The sequence below is a fragment of the Paenibacillus wynnii genome, assembly GCF_030812855.1.
GTDB classification, from domain to species: domain Bacteria; phylum Bacillota; class Bacilli; order Paenibacillales; family Paenibacillaceae; genus Paenibacillus_AQ; species Paenibacillus_AQ wynnii_A.
Map to the genome: position 1 here is coordinate 59,786 of NZ_JAUSTK010000016.1, position 18,431 is coordinate 78,216.

Annotated in this window: 12 protein-coding genes and 1 pseudogene; 3 read left to right on the forward strand and 10 right to left on the reverse strand. The window is 37.2% G+C overall.

All coding sequences use genetic code 11. The features are described 5' to 3' along the window. The first annotated feature begins 64 nt into the window (after positions 1-64). Entirely contained in the window at positions 65-706 is a 642-nt protein-coding gene (locus J2T20_RS15905) for a hypothetical protein (protein ID WP_307589906.1), read from the forward strand. A 759-nt stretch (positions 707-1,465) separates the two neighbouring features. On the opposite strand, the gene J2T20_RS15910 is transcribed toward J2T20_RS15905, so the two are convergent. Continuing rightward, a complete protein-coding gene (locus J2T20_RS15910) occupies positions 1,466-3,391 on the reverse strand; it encodes a stalk domain-containing protein (RefSeq protein WP_307589908.1) in 1,926 nt (641 codons plus the stop codon). Between the two features lie 306 nt (positions 3,392-3,697). Here J2T20_RS15910 and J2T20_RS25790 point away from each other — a divergent pair, with 306 nt between their 5' ends. Beyond that, positions 3,698-4,093 carry a tyrosine-type recombinase/integrase gene (locus J2T20_RS25790; RefSeq protein ID WP_373457811.1) on the forward strand — a complete coding sequence of 132 codons (396 nt, stop codon included), beginning with the start codon at positions 3,698-3,700 and terminating at the stop codon, positions 4,091-4,093. Between the two features lie 244 nt (positions 4,094-4,337). On the opposite strand, the gene J2T20_RS15915 is transcribed toward J2T20_RS25790, so the two are convergent. The 4 genes from J2T20_RS15915 to J2T20_RS15930 all read right to left on the reverse strand — a co-directional run bounded on the left by J2T20_RS15915 (position 4,338) and on the right by J2T20_RS15930 (position 9,135). Further along, positions 4,338-4,937 carry a ribonuclease H1 domain-containing protein gene (locus J2T20_RS15915; RefSeq protein WP_307589910.1) on the reverse strand — a complete coding sequence of 200 codons (600 nt, stop codon included), beginning with the start codon at positions 4,935-4,937 and terminating at the stop codon, positions 4,338-4,340. Between the two features lie 89 nt (positions 4,938-5,026). Then, positions 5,027-6,046, reverse strand: a complete 1,020-nt coding sequence (locus J2T20_RS15920) for a DUF4238 domain-containing protein (protein ID WP_307589913.1) — start codon at positions 6,044-6,046, stop codon at positions 5,027-5,029. 315 nt (positions 6,047-6,361) lie between these two features. After that, the gene (locus J2T20_RS15925) at positions 6,362-7,201 is read right to left on the reverse strand and encodes a hypothetical protein (protein ID WP_307589915.1); all 840 of its coding nucleotides are present in this window, start codon (positions 7,199-7,201) and stop codon (positions 6,362-6,364) included. A gap of 20 nt (positions 7,202-7,221) precedes the next feature. Beyond that, the gene (locus J2T20_RS15930; protein ID WP_307589917.1) at positions 7,222-9,135 is read right to left on the reverse strand and encodes an ATP-dependent nuclease; all 1,914 of its coding nucleotides are present in this window, start codon (positions 9,133-9,135) and stop codon (positions 7,222-7,224) included. Positions 9,136-9,613: 478 nt separating this feature from the next. Here J2T20_RS15930 and J2T20_RS15935 point away from each other — a divergent pair, with 478 nt between their 5' ends. Beyond that, entirely contained in the window at positions 9,614-13,417 is a 3,804-nt protein-coding gene (locus J2T20_RS15935) for a hypothetical protein (protein WP_307589919.1), read from the forward strand. A gap of 619 nt (positions 13,418-14,036) precedes the next feature. On the opposite strand, the gene J2T20_RS15940 is transcribed toward J2T20_RS15935, so the two are convergent. The 5 genes and pseudogenes from J2T20_RS15940 to J2T20_RS15960 form a co-directional block, all read right to left on the reverse strand. After that, the gene (locus tag J2T20_RS15940; RefSeq protein ID WP_307589921.1) at positions 14,037-15,335 is read right to left on the reverse strand and encodes a hypothetical protein; all 1,299 of its coding nucleotides are present in this window, start codon (positions 15,333-15,335) and stop codon (positions 14,037-14,039) included. A gap of 494 nt (positions 15,336-15,829) precedes the next feature. Then, a pseudogene (locus J2T20_RS15945) lies at positions 15,830-16,033 on the reverse strand (RNA polymerase subunit sigma-70); the annotation flags it as partial. Positions 16,034-16,224: 191 nt separating this feature from the next. Beyond that, positions 16,225-16,977, reverse strand: coding sequence for an amino acid ABC transporter ATP-binding protein (locus J2T20_RS15950; RefSeq protein ID WP_307589923.1), 753 nt, complete (start codon positions 16,975-16,977; stop codon positions 16,225-16,227). Positions 16,978-16,989: 12 nt separating this feature from the next. Continuing rightward, complete coding sequence (locus J2T20_RS15955; RefSeq protein WP_307589925.1) at positions 16,990-17,706, reverse strand: amino acid ABC transporter permease; 717 nt, start codon at positions 17,704-17,706, stop codon at positions 16,990-16,992. Then, positions 17,697-18,422, reverse strand: a complete 726-nt coding sequence (locus J2T20_RS15960) for an amino acid ABC transporter permease (protein ID WP_307589927.1) — start codon at positions 18,420-18,422, stop codon at positions 17,697-17,699. Before J2T20_RS15960 ends, J2T20_RS15955 begins: the two co-directional genes overlap by 10 nt. Positions 18,423-18,431: the final 9 nt, after the last annotated feature.

Genomic DNA, 18,431 nt, shown 5'->3' on the forward strand with positions numbered 1-18,431 from the left:
GAAGGAGGTATCGCTTTGGGCTGTAAGCGATACGAATATGACTTGATCATTTTGGGGGCACAACATGAAGATAAGTAGATGGATTGTTGGCCTGTTGGTGATTTTCCTGCTAGCAGGCTGTGTTTCACAGAACAAATACGACATGTTAGAAAAAGAGAAATCTGACCTTTCCTCAAAATTTACTACGGCAACGGCAGATTTGAACATTGCAAAGAAAAAGTCGGACGAACAGGCAAAAGAACTTGCCGAACTCAACCAACTTCGGACAGAAAATGAGCAGTTGAAAGAGAAACTGGATTTGTATCGGAAGCAAGCTAATCCCGGCGTAGACACGAGCCAGTATAATACGACCGTCGAGGAAGAATACATCAACAACTTGATTCAGGTCTACGAATTCAAGGCGAAGTATTTCGATTCTCTACTCGATGGGAAGGTACCTGGCGTCACGTTTAAAATCAAGAACAAGGGAAACAAAACCCTCTCTGAGATTGAAGTAACTGTCTATTTCAAAGACGCAAACGGTAACAATATCGCTGAGGAATCATATCTTCCGGTAAACGATATGGATTTTGATTACAAGGAACTGAAACCGAATTACACATTCCAACTTGACAGTGACCATTTTTATACTTCCAAAACAGTCCCGAAAGAGTGGAAAGCCGGTAATGCCGAAATCAAGGTGACACAGATCAAGTTCAAAGACTAGTAAGATAAATAAGGCCGCGGATCGAAATTCCGTGGCCTTATTGTCTATTTTGATTTGTATGTAGTTTCAATTGTTTTGCATTATATTCAATAGTATATGGCATTAAATAAATTACCGTACGTGCGCAATAAAACGGCCGCTTTACAGGGCTCATAGTCCTTTTATTGTATGGACAAGCACCTAGAAGTGCATGCACGGGAAATAGTATAAACTTATTAGTTACTCCGTTCCAGCACACCAGCTCATAATAAGTACTCTAGTTGGTATAATTATGGCCTGACTTATGGTTTCGACATTAACGAATTTAAGCCTCTCCACAATTAACCTTATCTATTCCGAAGCCAACCCACCGTGGAAACTGCCTGTCACGTGTTTTTTCTGGTAATACGAACTTTCCTGCACGATTGAATAAACCTGATTTTTTACCATTAAGCGACGCTTTGGCCCGTCCTTCCGAAAATGTTGATAATTCCTAATTCTTAGGGCTTCTCACCTACTTCATCTAGCAGGAATACAGTATTTTTATCAAAAGAATAGGATCTATTGTATCCCGTTCCTATATGGTCTCCCTTCACCAAAAAAAGTATGTCCTGATCTAGGTTGCCTGCACCCAGCTCTGATAAATGGCCCCAATGCTGAAGGAGGTTTTTTTCTCAAGTACAATGGTACCCATCATGCCAGCGTCGATCTGTTTTGGATCCTGAATACCTTCTATTTGCTGGGGAAAAATTCTGGGTATCTTATCCCCGAAGATATGAGTTATTTAAAATCAATAGTAACTTCTTCTAAAATTTTATTTCTCTCCAAAAATCCTTTGATTCCTTCACTGTCAAATTCATGATCCAGAGCCATCTTCTCGTCCGATATCAAAAAATAATCATATCTGACATGTCCCGGGTTGTCTGGGACAGGATCATCCCATGTCGCATCTAAGTGATAATAGACGCCATCTAAGACAACGAGATTCCATTCATGAAGGCCTCCATTGGCCACTCCTGATATGAGATAGTTTTCCACATTGACTAGATCTAACAGTATTTTCATAGTTAATGCATACCCTTCGCAGACAGCTTTATGCTGTATCAAAGTACCGTATACCGTATAAGAAATCTCCGGTATTGTATCTTTCAAATAATTATCATAGTCATAGGCTGTATTCTGCACGATATAATCATGTAATGCTTTTATTTTTTCACGAGGAGTCATGTCAGAGCGAACCGTTTGTTGTACTATTGTTTTGGCGTATTGTTCAACCTCATTTGTTTTCTTTCTATCGTTATAAGGGTATAAGTGGAGTTTTTGCTCAACAGGAAGTATTTTCCCGAATAGACTTCCTCCATTCTTCGCCGCTAAATTCACCCAATACATCGCCGATGCGAACTGGCCGTCTTCATCAAACACTGATTTTTCATAATATATAGAGCCATTTAAAACTATGAACTTTAGTGGCATGGGCCAAGCCTTCAAGTTAGCGACTGGTTTACCGTTGCTGCCATCCATTTCACTTTGGTAAACTATAGTTCCTTTCCCGTAAAACAAAGTATTATTAGAGATATTGTAACCCTCAGCAGTCACTAAATTTTGTGAATCACCGCCTTCTATAGGCATTCTTCCTATCTTATTCGTATTCTCATCAAGATAGTTAAAATAGATATAATCCCCATGCACTGTAAGATCTTCATAATCGAGCCTACCATAGCCGATATTGTCCATTCCGTTAATCCGAATTCTTCCTAGCATTCCAATCTGTTGATTGTCACTAAACTCCTTATAATAGACCCAACCTTGCGAGACTGTAAATTGATCGATATTCTGATTGCCTAGAACTCGAATTGGGAGTGCTCCTGACCGATCTGTTTGCAATCGGTATACTCCATCCTCAGTGTCATAGAACAACCAATTATTCATAACAAACAGTTGACTTGAAGAGGGGGAATCCGTTAGCCGAGTCAACTCGCTGCCATCTGTTCGTATTTTGTATATACCATCAGTACCTATATAATAAATCCAATCGTTTTGAACATTCAGCATTCGCGCTTGAGCCGAAATCAGCTTGGTAATCTCGCCGCCATCTTCGTTCACTTTATACAGATAACCGCCATTCCCTCCGGTTGGATAACCTGAATGTTCATTTTCAAGCCCATAAATCCACTTTCCCTGCTTGACGGCAAAACCGTTATTCATCAAATTGGAAGCTGTATTCCCAGTAGGATCCGGAGAAATGGAGGAAAGCAGTGTTTCGTCGGAAGATATCATGATCGATCTTGCAGTTGCGTTCCAAATTACCTTTGCTCCGAAAGCTTCTCCAACAAACCGAAGCGGGACCATTACGCTACCTTCAATGATTCGACTGGGTGAAGACATAACCATTTCGATGTTATTAATACGTGCATAAGAGTTACCAAGCGTATATTCCATCGTCTGTGCACCTTTGCTAGCTGTTACTGTTGCTGAGCTCTGATCCCACTGGATACTGACACCCAATTGTTCAAACACTCCACGCAACGGCACATAATTCACATTATTTATGGTCACTGGTTTTTTTGACAAGTTCACTACCTTCCCATCAACAACGACGGATATCCCCTCTTTCTTCGCACTTACAGTGTGAAGTCCGCTCACAGTTAGACCCAGGATAAAGATCAAAATATATAACAGTTTCCTTAATAACCGATTCCTTTGCAAGCTCCCAGCCTCCATTATCTAAAGTATACCAAACCATACTTTTAATCTTCATCACATAAAACAATATAAAGGAAACCAAGTTTCATAGATGCATAAATCATCACTCTGTTAGCTACTATTTTAAATAATCCTACCATAAAGAAACAAAATCACCTTATGCAAATAAGCTTTTTAGTCTGTGGTGGTCTTATAGAATCTGTGTGACGATTCCGCGTTTCTTCCACGTCTCCAGTTTCTTCACGTTCATCCTTCCTACCTCTTTCATCAGAGTTATCCACATTTTTTCGACTTTATATTGATGATGAAATGATTACTCTTCTTGAGACAAAGACTAAAAAGCAAAGAGTCTTGGTGTTACGTCCAGGCTTTGACGCAGTTTTGCAGAAATTCTGCTCGATATATGAACTAGGGAAGGATAACTGGTTATTCCCCAAGGAGAATAACCAAAAGCCCATATCTAGACAGTATGTGAGTAAGCTCTTTAAAAAGTATGTGCATCTAGCCATGTTGCCCGATGTACGACTTCACAGTCTGCGCCATGCTTTTGCAACTCACATGAGGGATCAAGGTGTCGATCTATGGAACTGCTCGGGCATGAAAAACTTCAAACTACATTGCAGTATACGCAACCCCACTTTACACGGAATGCTGGTATTAGAATTAAGGAGCATGATGAGTTTAATTGGAAGTTTCGATCTCTAAAATAAAACCGCCCTTTACCTTCAGTATTACTTGATTCGATTTAATGCCTGCCTCTTCAGCATAACTCTTACTCAGTTTACTGCTGCGTAAGAGGTTACCCTTAAAATCTATGAACCCACAAAAAACCGACTTTAATTAATCAGAATGCATTACATTTCCCTGGAACTCTGCAATGGATGAGTACAATTACAGAATACCTATTGTTACCCTGTTTTTGATAACAGTGAAAAGGAGGTCAGTTGAACTACTGACCTCCTTTCGTCTTATTATCGACACTATATGTACTATTACTCATAATCAAGTCTATCCATTCTTTATGTTCCTTCCAGCCGTTTAAGACACGTATTCCTTGGTATGCGAGTTTTTTCACCCAATCTGTTTCTGACCGAAGTGAATCTGTTTTGGTGGACTGGATATCAACTATCTGAAACTCTGGTTCAAGACCGTCCATCTGAATGCTGGAAATCGTCCTTTTATAGGCTTTATATATATGCAAATCTTTTAAGTGGTTACTTTTCCTATATTCCATGTTAAGAGTTTGTCCTACATAAAAAGGTATCTCTGTCCGAGGATCAATAATAAGATAAGTAAAGTATGGCCCTGTTTGCTCTGCTTCTACAAGGGAAGGCTGAACTTGACAGGCATATTCATTAATAAAATGATAGATCGGACTAATTGATTCCGGAGACATTTGCTCCCACCATATCTCGGCTATTTCAATCTTTGAAAACGACTTATATACTGCCCCTTTATATCCTTCTACCTGTTGTTTGGCTCCTCCTTCCCAATTATCAAAAATTCCTGTTTGTCTCCCTTTAACAACGACATAAAATTTAGTTTTCATAAGAACCTCACTTAAAAATCAAATAAATCTGTAGACATAGATCTTATAAACTACCAGAAACATCATTCCTGTAAGAATTAATAATTCCCTTAGTACTCCTGTTCTAACTTCTTTTGACGCACATGCCAAGTTTCCCACTCTCTTTTCTCATGTTCGAAGGCCACATGATTAACAATTCTGGGAACAACCCCGCTCATTTCATTAACAGGATCTAACCCAAATATATGACGATGTGCGTTCTCAGCAATAAATCGATTTAAGGTCCTAGCTAGCACTCTGGTGACATTATTCATTTTTACTTTGTTTCCGACCTGAGTATATAACAATAATTCAGGTGATAACGGAAAGAAGATTTCGGTTCCCTCATTTCCCCACCCACCCTTGAAATCATAAGATCCATTTTCATAGTAATTCAACCTCACTAATGGATTGTCACTTGTAATCCAATGCAATTCTCCAGGAGCACGAAGTATACTCCATGTATGCTCATTCAGAACCTTATATGTAGCAGTAAGTAAGTGACGGATAGAAAATAACCAAACTCCACGCCCCAACAATACTTCTGTTTTCAAACTTCCCAACTCAGACTCAGTACCGATTTCTTTAGTTACTCGAATAGGAATTAATTTGATATCACCAATATCCTTATCTGTAGGAATACGCCCCTTACTGGAGTCAGCTTTCATTTTACTGAGAGCTGTCTGCATCGCCTCTTCAATGATAGTTGGCATATTTAACTTCCAACGCTCTAATTGTTCTATATACCTTTCAGGATTACGAATATCTTGAAGTGCAACAAATCTAAGCAGCTTCTCCCATTCAGGTTTACTTAAAGAATCATCAGTACGAACTTTGGATAAAGCAATTTGCGCAGGCGACTCTATTTCCTGATCCATCCATACCTCAATCTCATCTGAATCATCTCCAACAATACTACGCGTAAATAGATGCTGGTGATTAGCTATACTTTTAATGGACGACTGAGACCACTCCGGGACTGAACTATGTGAAACTAAAGTTCGATAAGTCCATATTCTATTATGATTATTCGCCCAGGCTTTTAAATAGGATTGTGAGACATAGTGATGATTCTTTCTAAGATTCCTCAATGGACAATCCTCCATTTACCAGTTATTAATCTTTTCATGTAAGCGACATGCTCATTAAAGATGTGAGAGAAGCTTTTTCATGTAATATTAATCCCATCCGTGGTAGAAAAGATTCAAAAATACTGTTAGGGCTCTTTGAAATTGTTCCCCTCTACAACCGTTTTATTGTGAGTATAATGAAGGTTGAATCTTTTAAGTGTAGGGATAACTTAACTTATTCACAAACCGGGGAAATGAATATCATCTGAGTTCTCTCCTTTTTTCTATTTAAACTCACTACATACAGGTGTAGCGGACATGATAGTTTAATATATATCATTGTATCTTTTTAAGGTTTTGTTGTTTCAAATCAATAATTTTCGAATCGCTATTAACCTCTATATAGTCAATTTTATCTTTATGAATATGGTAGATTTTCGAATCATTCGAGATATTTATTTCATTACTTGCCATTATAAATTTCACATCTGATGTCTGAAAAATATATAGATCTTTTAACACTTCTCCAGAGGTTAATTTAATTCTAACTTTTGGCGTCTTTCTAAAAGCCCCCGTTAAAATCTTATTTATTGGTGACATGTATAGCTTAATAAACATAAAGTACATCAAACTTGATAAAATTAAAAATGCATATATAACGTATCTATTTTCTTTGTAAGCATAATAAATAATATCAAGATTAGTTGCCCCACTTAAGCTCAACGTTTCTTTTAAGCCGCTAGTCATCAACACAGTATAATATGTATAAAAGATTAATAGTAAAAGAGTATGCGTAAAACTCAACGCTACTCTGTAAAATTTGAAGCCTTTCTCTCCGATGACTTTAATCATCACCTTGTTAATAAACAATTGAAAACGGCTATTTTTAGCTTCTGCATAAATGAGTCCCAAAATACTCGTGATGATAATCCCGCAAAACACAGCTACCATTAACTTAGGCTTTACATGAGGAGATACGAATAAAAGGATTACCATTGTAACTACTATAAAACCAATTAGATCGTTAATGATCCTTCTTACCAACCTTGTTTTACTATTTTCTAGCAGACGAGCAGATGGTACGGTCCTAAAAAAATCAATACCAATAACAAGCAACATAAAAACACTAAAAAAACTAATCACTTGTGGAAAAGGTAGTAGTTTCAAAAAATCCATAATACCACGCCTCTCTGAGATTATTGAGATTTTTCTATTGTTGCTGCTACTTTATCTGTAACAGTTTGATGATCTTCAGAGACTATGAGGCTGAACGAATCTTTAAACACACTCTCAATAATGAGTCTCCAATGAGAAGAGATTGATTCCCAATTTTCCGTCCAATTTTCATTTATATATTTAAATGCTATATATGGCTTTTCATTAGAAGGAGCGGGGTATCCAAGAATATCCTCAATACAATTTATTAACATAATTCGATTCTCTTCTTCACCGATAGCTGCTAAAATTGGCTCATTAAATACCTCTGCTCGTTTAACTCCTTCATCTTTATCATGAATAACTACTGGATTAATCCCCATCGCCTTCAGGTATTTTACAAGTGAAATTATCGCAGCCTTACCCCTTGCTTTAATAATCTGCCAATTGCATTCAATATCTTTTTTTACAACAGTTGGCATGCGATTAATAGTTTCTCTTAGAACTATATCTTCTGTGTCTCCTTCTACGATTAAAACATTTTTAGAGAAAAACACTCTTGATACATAATCATCAATTTTCAGCAACATCTTAACGTATGTCTTATCCTCATCTTGAAGTTTTTTGAACTCTTCACTAGTATTAAAAGAGGTACAATTCAGTCTTTCGACACTTAATTCTCGAAGACCTATTCTATGTGTCGAATTGCACCGTGAAAGACAATTTAGAATTTGCTGAGGTTTTTTACTGAGATCAATCATATAAGGTGAATGTGTAGTACAAACGATTTGATTGCTAGGAGCACTTGCTAATTCATAGATTGTCTCTCTCATTTGTTTCGCAGCATTTGGATGCAGATATATCTCAGGCTCCTCAAACCCAATCAACAAGGGTCTGCTGTGCCCTGCCCCTTTTCTATTCTCCCTTATATTTCTATATCTCAACAAAGCAAATACTGCTGATCGTATAATTCCAGTCCCCTGCATATTCACTGCCGTTGTAATGTTGCTAAACATCGAAATCTTAAATTGAGGCTTTATAACTTTATCTGCTTCTGCTAGGTTAGTTATTGCCTTAATTCCTGTATTCGGAAACACATCACTAACTGTTTTATTTAGTTCAAACATCATCTGTCCAAATTCACTTTCCCCATCTTCTGGGTTTAACTCCGCAGCCAACAAATCCAAATATAACTGTGCCTGTCTATAATTATCAGAGCCTTCCCTAACGTCATTAAATAGCTGTGTTAAAGTAGATATCAATGTACCAGACGTGCCAGACAACTCATCTATTTTGTCTTGTGCCGGAATAAGTAAGAATTTAGGTAGCTTTGTTAATACATTTGCAGGTATTCCACCTGGATTCGTAAACCACACCTCATTTTGATTATCGAAATCATACAAATCCTCCAACTCTTTTATTAGCTCATGCTCTTTTTGAGTTAGTTTCTTTGTTGGAGCTATATGTGCTATCTTCTCTAATATTGTTGAAGTGTCTAGACCTGCATCAATGTAATCTTGAATAGTAAGGCATTGCTCAAAATCAACCTTCATTTTTTTGGATTGCTCACGCATTTCAACAATACAATCAATGTTCGGTTTAAATGTTTTTTTATAAATAATTCTGTAGTCCAGCTCACCGTCATCATTTGTGAAACTAAGTACGCGCCCCTTAAATCCAATCCATCCCTTTGCTTCTTCGGGTATATCACGAAACTCAGCTATTAAGGTAATTGTCTCAACACCACGAGTATTGACAGTAAGTCCTTCTTCCCTCAGAGAGAAGAAATCATCTTCATTTAGTTTTTTAACGTCATTGAGTAGAATATTCAATGCATTAAGTATTGAACTTTTCCCAATATTGTTTTCGCCTATCAAGAATGTTGCATCTGAAAATAACACCTCCGTTTTCAGATGTCTTCTAAATCCTTCTAATTTCAAGCTATGTAATTTCATATTCTATCCTCCTAGAAACTGCTTTTCGGTATAGTATAGAATTCGACAATTTATTTCCTATCCCTCCAAAATAAGTATTATGACCCATGTCTTTTTACACGCATAAAAAGCCCAAGTTCCCCCGAAATTTAAATGGGTTATTCTCTCATCAATCATTTTCTTTCCTATACAAATAATGTAAATAAGTTGAAAATTATTTGGTTTCTTGAGGACTAAATGTTAATAACCTATACAGAACAAATATTCGCAAAAATATGTTTACAAACACAATATGTTGGGCTATTTTAAAAGTGTTGGGACAAAATATGGAAAAATAGGAACAACTTAAAAGTTAAGACTATATCCCTTTTACAAAGCTTCCACCAAAAGCTAAAGGTTTTTTTGAGGATAATCCTGTTACATATAGTTATGACTTAATAAAAAAAACCATATTTCTATTCTCTAAGCGAGCCTAATGTCAGTAAAAAGGAGATTATTTATGCTGGATATAACAGGAAACGATATAACAGATCTTAATGATTCAGACCTTAGATCACTTATTGGCCTACTTTGTGAAGCAGAACTGCGTAATATGGGATTACCAATTGCGGGCGTTACATGGGGAGGGCACCAAAATGCTAGTGATGGTGGTATAGATGTTCGTGTGGAAGTATCTTCAGTATTACAGAATGATGGTTTTATCCCAAGAGCTAATACGGGATTTCAGGTCAAAAAACCTGATATGCCAAGAGCTGCAATTATTGATGAAATGCGTCCTAATAATCAACTTCGACAGGTTATCAGAGAGTTAGCAGATAATAACGGGGCATACATCATTGTTAGTAGCCAGGGCTCCACAGCAGACTCAGCTTTAAAAAATCGCAAAGTAGCGATGCAAAATGCAGTTTCTGATTACGTAAATGCGTCACATCTTAAGGTTGATTTCTATGATCGTGAGCGAATCGCTGGTTGGGTTCGTGCTCATCCTGCCCTAATTTTGTGGGTACGCCATAAGATAGGTCGTCCAATTCAGGGATGGAAAACCTACGGGAATTGGGCAAACTGTCCTAGAGGAATTGAGGAAACTTATATTACAGATGACTATGTCCGTTTGTATAATACAACAAGAGCAAATTCCGATGCTATTTCAGTAATAGAAGGAATAAAAGAACTTCGAAGTATTCTCAGTCGTCCAGGATCCTCAGTTCGTTTAGTAGGTTTATCTGGGGTCGGAAAAACACGCTTAATACAGTCTTTGTTTGATGAACGAATTGGTGAAGAACCACTTAATTCATCTCAGGTATTTTACTCGGATATTAGTGATGGCCCCTATCCTGACCCAAGAAATTTTGCAGAGATGTTAATTGCTTCCCAAAAACCACTAATACTTATAGTTGATAACTGTCCACCAGAATTACATAGAAGATTAACTTCTATATGCTCAGCAACCGGAAGTCAACTTAGTCTTATGACTGTAGAATATGATGTGAGAGATGATCAACCTGAAGAAACTGAAGTTTATCGTCTAGAACCAGCATCCCGCGACTTAATCGAGAAGGTAATTCTTAGTCGATTTGCTTACATAACTGAAATCGGTGCCAGTACTATAGCTGAATTTGCAGGTGGAAATGCACGTATTGCTATTGCATTAGCAAAAACAATTGAAAAAGGAGAAGATATATCTCAACTAAGAGATTACGATTTATTCGAGAAATTATTTCAGCAAAGGAATTTCCCGGATAACAAACTCCTCAAAGTGGCGGAAGTATGCTCGCTTTGTTACTCATTTGACATTCGAACAAGTGAAGTCGACGAAAATGAACTAAAATTAATAGGATCTCTAATAAACCTTAGTGCTCGTGAAATCTATGAAAATGTAGTTGAACTCAAACGACGTGAACTTGTCCAACAAAGGAGTCACTGGCGGGCAGTGCTTCCGCATGCGATCGCTAACAGACTTGCTGAAAGAGCGCTTCAGAACATCCCCTCTAATATTATTACTGATACTTTTATAAATAGCGGTTCCGAAAGGTTATTAAAGTCCTTCTCTAAACGACTAGGCTTCTTGCATAATTCCCATACTGCAAAGAAAATTTCTAGAGAATGGCTTTCTGATTCCGGGTTGTTAGGCAATATCATAGATTTAAATGGGTTTGGTGTTACTTTGCTTAGAAATATAGCACCGGTAGATCCGAACTCAGTTTTATCTCTCCTAGAGGGAGTTACTAGTAAGGAAAATTCTCATGTATTTTTTTCACGTGAGAATGATTACTTCATTGATTTTACTAGACTTCTTAGATCTATAGCATATGACCCACTTTTATTCGAAAGAGCTACCCATCTTCTATGCCGATTTGCTTTGGTTGAAAGTTCCGAAGAAAATAATAATTCAATAAGAAAATTATTAAAATCATTGTTCTATATTTATCTCTCAGGCACTCATGCAACGCCCGACCAGCGAGTTAGTGTTATTTCAAATTTAATAGAGTCTGACTCAGAAGATCGAGTAGATTTGGGTGTTTCACTCTTAAGCGCAGCACTGGAAGCATGGCATTTCAGTTCAAGTTACGGTTTTGAATTTGGCGCTCATGCAAGAGATTATGGCTGGTCACCAAAATGTAAGACGGATATATATCATTGGTACAAGACATTTCTTGATTACATATTACCATTAGCGGATGCTGAAAATTCTTTAGCGCTTAAAATTAGAGGTCTTCTGTCTATGAAATTCAGAGGTTTATGGACTAAAGCTGCGATGTATGATGAATTAGAACTAGTGGCTAATTATATTGCTGCGAAACATACTTGGAACGAGGGATGGATAGCGGTAAAAAGCACAATTAGGTTTGATGCAAAAGAAATGACACCATCTATTGTTGAAAGATTAAATAATCTAACCAAAATTCTTGCACCAACTACTTTGATTGATAAAGCCAGACTATTCGCACTCTCTGGTTATAAAAGTGCCTTGGACATAATTGATATCATTGAAGAAGAATCAGATATAACTGAAAGTTATACTAAGATACAAAATACTACTCGCTCACTTGGGCAAGAAATTGGTTGTAGTATGGAGTTTGTAGATGAATTGATGCCGGAACTTCTAAGACATGAAGGGATAAGAATTTTTGATTTCGGTCAAGGTCTGTCGGAAAGTATTGGTGATCCGAGAGGCATATGGGAAAATATGCTCCATCATTTACAATCTATACCTGAATCCAAGCGTAACTTCCAGTTAACTCGAGGATTCTTAAATGGTCTTTCTAATACTAATAATGATTTATGTGAAAATTTATTAGATGAAGCTGTAACGAGTCATCTTTTATCTGCTAATTTCCCTATTATTCAGACCAGTGTAAGTATAAAACAAAAAGGAATAGAACGGTTGAAAAGAGCACTTGAACTAGAGAGTGCTCCAGTTTGGATGTATAGAAATTTATCGTATGGTAGGGCACTCGATACTATAAACGATAGTGATTTTTGTGAATTAGTACAGTTCATTGCCTCTAAAAGTGAAGGAAGCAACGTTGCAATCGAAATTCTCCAAATGAAAATTCATGGAGAGGAAAAGGGAAATCTTAGTGATGAAATTATTACATTAGGACAAGAACTTCTCGTGCAATATTCATTTAGCCGTAATAATGCAGCCCATAAGGATTATGAACTTGCAGAATTAGTAAGATACTGCTTTTCTGATGAAGAAGCGAAGGAAAACATTCGAGCAGTAGCCAATAAAATAGCTATAGGACTAGGAAGCTATGAAATTTATTTTGCCGATTTTGATGATGTTTTAGAGGCGATCGCCTCAATACATCCGTTAATATTTCTTGATGTTTTTTTAGAAAAAGAAGAAGTTATTTATAGCATGGCTCGACTGGTTTCAGACGGAATACACTCTTCTACAAATCCGTTATCTGCTATCAAAGATGCTGTGATTCTTACTTGGTGTGCTGTTGATCCAGAGGTTAGATACCCATTAATAGCTTCAGTTATTATGCCATACAGAAATATTGGACACGAAATCAAGTGGACCACTATCGCCATTACATTGATTAGAAATTCTTCTGATCCAATTTTAGTTTTAAAAGAATTTAAGCACACTTTTAGACCAACTTCATGGAGTGGTTCTCGGGCAGAACTGATGCGAAAATTTATACCATTAATTTCACAGCTAAAACAACATGAGAATCCCATTGTTCAACAATGGGCCATCCAAGAAGAGAGGGCATTCAGTGAAGAAATTCGATCCGAATACGAATGGGAATTGGCACGAGATAGAGAGTACAGCGAACGATTTGAATAAGAAAGTCACGGCACCTTATATATCAAGAAAAATTCTAAAGTTTCATTTAGTTCTCTTCACCATGTACACCCTATATGTTAAAGATATCGAACTGAAATATTCTTTAATCAGACTGTTCAAGGGTTGAGCAGTTTGTTTGAATTAATTTATCCCACTCTTGCTGATCTACCTACAATTCTGTTTCCCCTTTAAACCATTGGTTATAATCTCCACACTTCTGTAACAGAAAAAACCCTTGGCTTTTACCAAGGGTTTTGGGCAACAAACCGCCGTAGATTATGCTCCATTAGATTGGTGTCTATCTCGGCCATCATTTATAAGTACTTGATCTAATTCTGTTTCGAAAAATGTGGGAAAAGCAATGTTCCTTACGTAAAATACCAGCAGCACAATCGTGCTTATGATTTCCTGGCAACTTGGCAACACCCCTAAACATGTGTTATGAAACCGACCTAGTTAAGACCAACGGGTTCATAGTCGCTTTATTGTCTGATAGGTTGATGCCTAGAAGTTCATGTACTTCAGTAATAAAGCACAAATAAACTTAAATGGTCATCATTCAGTTACATCGTTTCACGCCAGAATGGAAAATGAATTAAAACTAAATTATTTTATTTAATTATCTTGTGGGTAGTTTAGTATAATTTTCAAGATTCACTTCCACACCTCTGTTTTCCAGTAGATCATAGATTGGCTCCAATAAATCCATGAGATCATTATTATTGTATATAGTATAATAACTATTACAAGTCGATAACAGAATTGTTAATTGTTCATCTGAAAATAAATTCAAATTATTAGTAACTACTCTAAAACGAGTCGCAACCTCTATATATGACCCATTTTCTTTCAAATAATTAATAAGCAGGAAAGGAAGATTCCCCGTTTGTTTGTGTTGTTCAGCTATATTTCTTAGAGTATTAAAACTGACTTTTGGGAATTTGCTTCCGCTTTCCATCCTTCTTTTAATCTCCAGAATATGTGTATCAACGGTACCATTGAGAAACCACGCTTTTGCATAGAGTTCATTTTTCACTACAGTTTTTTCTCTGACAATAATCTGTGCATCTTCAGTAAATTTATAAAAAATTTCAGGATAAATGGCGAGTATATCAACCAAATACTTTAGTTGGTAAGGATCCTCTTTGTAATCAAGTAAAACTAGATTACTATAATAGGTAGGATCATTATTAACATCTGATAATAAGATGTTATTATAATTACTAAGAATAATATTTATGACTAAGTTATTCTGTTCTCTACACTCCAATGTTTTATTATTATTTAATTTAAATAAAAATTTCCACAAAGTTCTAAACAAACTTTTTATTAGCCTATCATCAAAATGTTTAAAATACTTTTGGCGCAAAAATGTTTCAAACCGTTCATCATCGCCAATATCATTGTAATAACCCGGTATCAGTTCAATAAGCGAAGGAATAATATCTATGGTGAATTGAGGCGACTTTTGTAATATTCCTTCCATCATATTTCTAATATGCCCCACTACTGTCTCCTTGTTAGGAGTGAAGAGTATATCCTCTGAATCAAGAACTGGATGAGCACATAAGTGACGGTGTTGTTTTAAATTTTTTAGATTTCCAATATCACCGTTATTTAGCAATGTTGTACTTGCTAATATTTTATCCAAAAGTTTATTTTCCCAATCTGAAGACTCGGGATTCTTATTTTGAAGAATAGCTATTTCATCGAGAATTTTTTTTGCTTTAGCGTCGTTATCTCTTTCGTCCAATTCCTTTAATTTGTAGACAAGGTCAGCCATAGTTATCGAATAAAGCATCACAACAGACGATCTATAGTGCCCATTATTATAAGAACTAAAAACTTCCTTGAAATATTCTCTTGTGTTATGATTATGTATTTTTCCTGCTTCAGTCTCTATTGAATATTCAGACAATTTAAATTCTCCTCTGCATGGGGGTCAAATTAATGACTAAATAATGATGCCTTCCGTTAAGTATTAACATTATTCGCTCACATATCATCATCTGGTCATACTCTCTAATAATAATCATTAGCCGTTTATTATCTAGAGGTTAGTTATGAAATTATAAACCAAAAGAACTTGTAGCATCGGTTAATTCTTATCAAAATCAACATATCTTCCAAATACATCTAAAACTTCTTCCGCTTTAATATTATTTCCAAATATCATTAACCTTTCTGATTCTTGCACTTTTCACACAAAACCATCTTAACACAATTTCCAAGGATCTGTATTTCGAGGCCAAAATCCTACATTTCCTGATGTAACGGATTCATTGAAATCAATAATGCAATGAATACAAATACGGTTTATAAATGTAGAATTCTAAGGATGAGATTCGAACCTTAATGGAGCCTCAATATTTTCAATTAAACGTAACTAATGACATCATATCGTGTCCACAACCTGTTGACGATATGGGCCACCAAACGCAAATTGTGCTCAATCAGCATATTGCGCGCACGAGAATCTCCCTCTGCCATCCGACCTAAGCAGCGGCTTTCTTCTTCCTCCGTCAACGGTTGTGGAAACGCATTGTTTCGGACATATGACACCAGCAGTGTCAATTCCTTAATCAGCAGTGCTATGGTGCTTATTATTCCGGGCAACTTAGCGACACCTCCCGCACATGTACAATGAAACCAATCCGTTAGAGTTAAGGGTTCATGGTCTTTTTATTGTATGTGGGCAGTAGCCTATAAGTGCATGTACGGGGTAAATTGTACAAGTTTATGCAAATTACACTCTCATCATTGTAGGAGGCAAAACTTTTTTTACAGCAGCGATCGTTAGTCCAACACTAGATGGAGTAATCATTGTTTGGCACAATCCGGAGAAGGAACTGTTTGGTTCTCTCCTCTTGCGGATTTGAGAAGAAATCTTTAGGGTTTCCCTCCTCGACGATTACCCCTTTGTCCATAAAAACAATGTGGTTAGCAACATCCTGAGCGAATGTCATCTCATGAGTTACCACGACCATGGTTACGCCTTCCTTAGCAAGTCGTTTCATTACGCCAAGTACTTCTCCAATTAACTCCGGATCAAGTGCGGAAGTGGGTTCATCAAATAAAATAACGTCAGGATTTACAGCAATGGCTCTTGCAATACCAACCCGCTGCTGCTGTCCGCCGGATAACATGGACGGATAATAGTTATAGCGATCCGACAGGCCCACTTTGTCTAACGATTGTTTTGCGATTTCAATTGCCTTTGGTTTGGGTATTTTTCTGGCTATAATCAAGCCTTCCGTAACATTCTCAAGAGCAGTTTTGTTGTTGAACAGACTATAATTTTGAAACACGAATGCCGTTCGTTTTCTGATTTTGGTAATATCACCCGAAGTGGCGCTTGCTATATTTACTCCCAGATTATCAAAGATAATTTCGCCCCGGTCCGCCCGTTCAAGGAAGTTAATACAACGAAGCAGCGTTGTTTTGCCGGAGCCACTGGGACCGAGGATAACAACAACATCACCTTTCTCCACTTTAATGCTGACACCCTTCAGCACTTCATTTTTATGAAAGGTTTTATGTATGTCCTTAATTTCGAGCATATCCCCACCTCCTCATTTGATAACTACTTTAGGCGATTTGTAGGAGCCGAAATATCGTTCCACCAGCGCAAACAGCAACTGTGTGATAGAACAAACGATGATGTATATAAAGAAGATATCCAGGTACGATTCAATGTAATTGTAACCATAGGAAGCCTCAATTTTTGCGATCGCTGTTATATCTTTGACGGTCATGACAAAAGCCAGTGAGGTTAATTTAATAAGATTGATAGTCAGGTTGCAAATATTGGGCAGAGCAACTACCAAAGCTTGAGGAAGAATAATTCTTCTGTATGCCTGCACCGTAGTCATTCCAGCCGCATATGCCGCTTCCAATTGCCCCCTGCTGACTGTAAGCAGAGCCGATCGAAAAATTTCCGACAATCCTGCGCTAGTATTTAATGTGAATACAATATAAGCATATATGATCGGATTCACATCGAATACATTGAAGTTCATTCCCGTTCCCTTTGCAAACGCATTAATTAAGCTGGGAAACAGGCTATAAATAATCAAAATCTGCAAAATAACTGGTGTTCCCCTGATGCAGGACACGTAGATCGTAACCAAATTTTTGAGAATTCTTACATTATATATCTTGGAAACAGCCATTAAAAAAGCGATCGGGGTCGACACAACCAAAGATACGATAGTGATTCTCAAGGTAGTTGGAATGCCGGCCATCGCCAAGAACAACGTATTAATCATATAGTCTATATTCAGATCCAAATGTTACGCCTCCTAACTGCTATACCCCTCTTTCCTTTGGACAAATGCTTTTCCAACGCACCAAGAGATTTTTCAATCAAAATTGTGATACTCAAGTATATAACCGCCAGTGCAATATAGGTTTCCAGTGCATAAGAACCGTAATTTCTGGAAATGATCAGCGTTCCCTGTCCCATAATGTCTATCAGTCCGATGGTATAAGCCAGCGAACCATCTTTCATCAAGTTAATCAGAGCATTTCCGAAGTTGGGTAAAGCAACAATTACCGCCTGTGGAAGCACAATTCGGTAAAAGGCTTGAAATTCGCTCATACCTACACTGACTGCGGCCTCCCGCTGCCCCACATCGACAGCTTCATAGGCGGTTCTCATCACTTCCGATATGCTGGCGGCGAAGAGTAGCGTAAATGTTACTAATACAAAAAGGCCTCTGTAAAAAGAGTTAATATCGACGCCAAGAATATACATCAGCAGCTCCGGAAGTCCATAAAACACAATAAATAGAAGCACAATTGGTGGCGTACAGCGTAATGCCACAATATAAATATCTGCCAGCAGCTTCGGAACCCGGCGGCGCCTTACTTTGGCTCTTGCCAGGATAAATCCCAGCAAAGAACCAAAGATAACAGTGCCAAGAAGCATATATAAAGTTACTGACAGGTAAGGTAACAACTGCGGAAATACCTCCAGTATGAACGATGGATCAAAAGGTCTCATTACGGATTG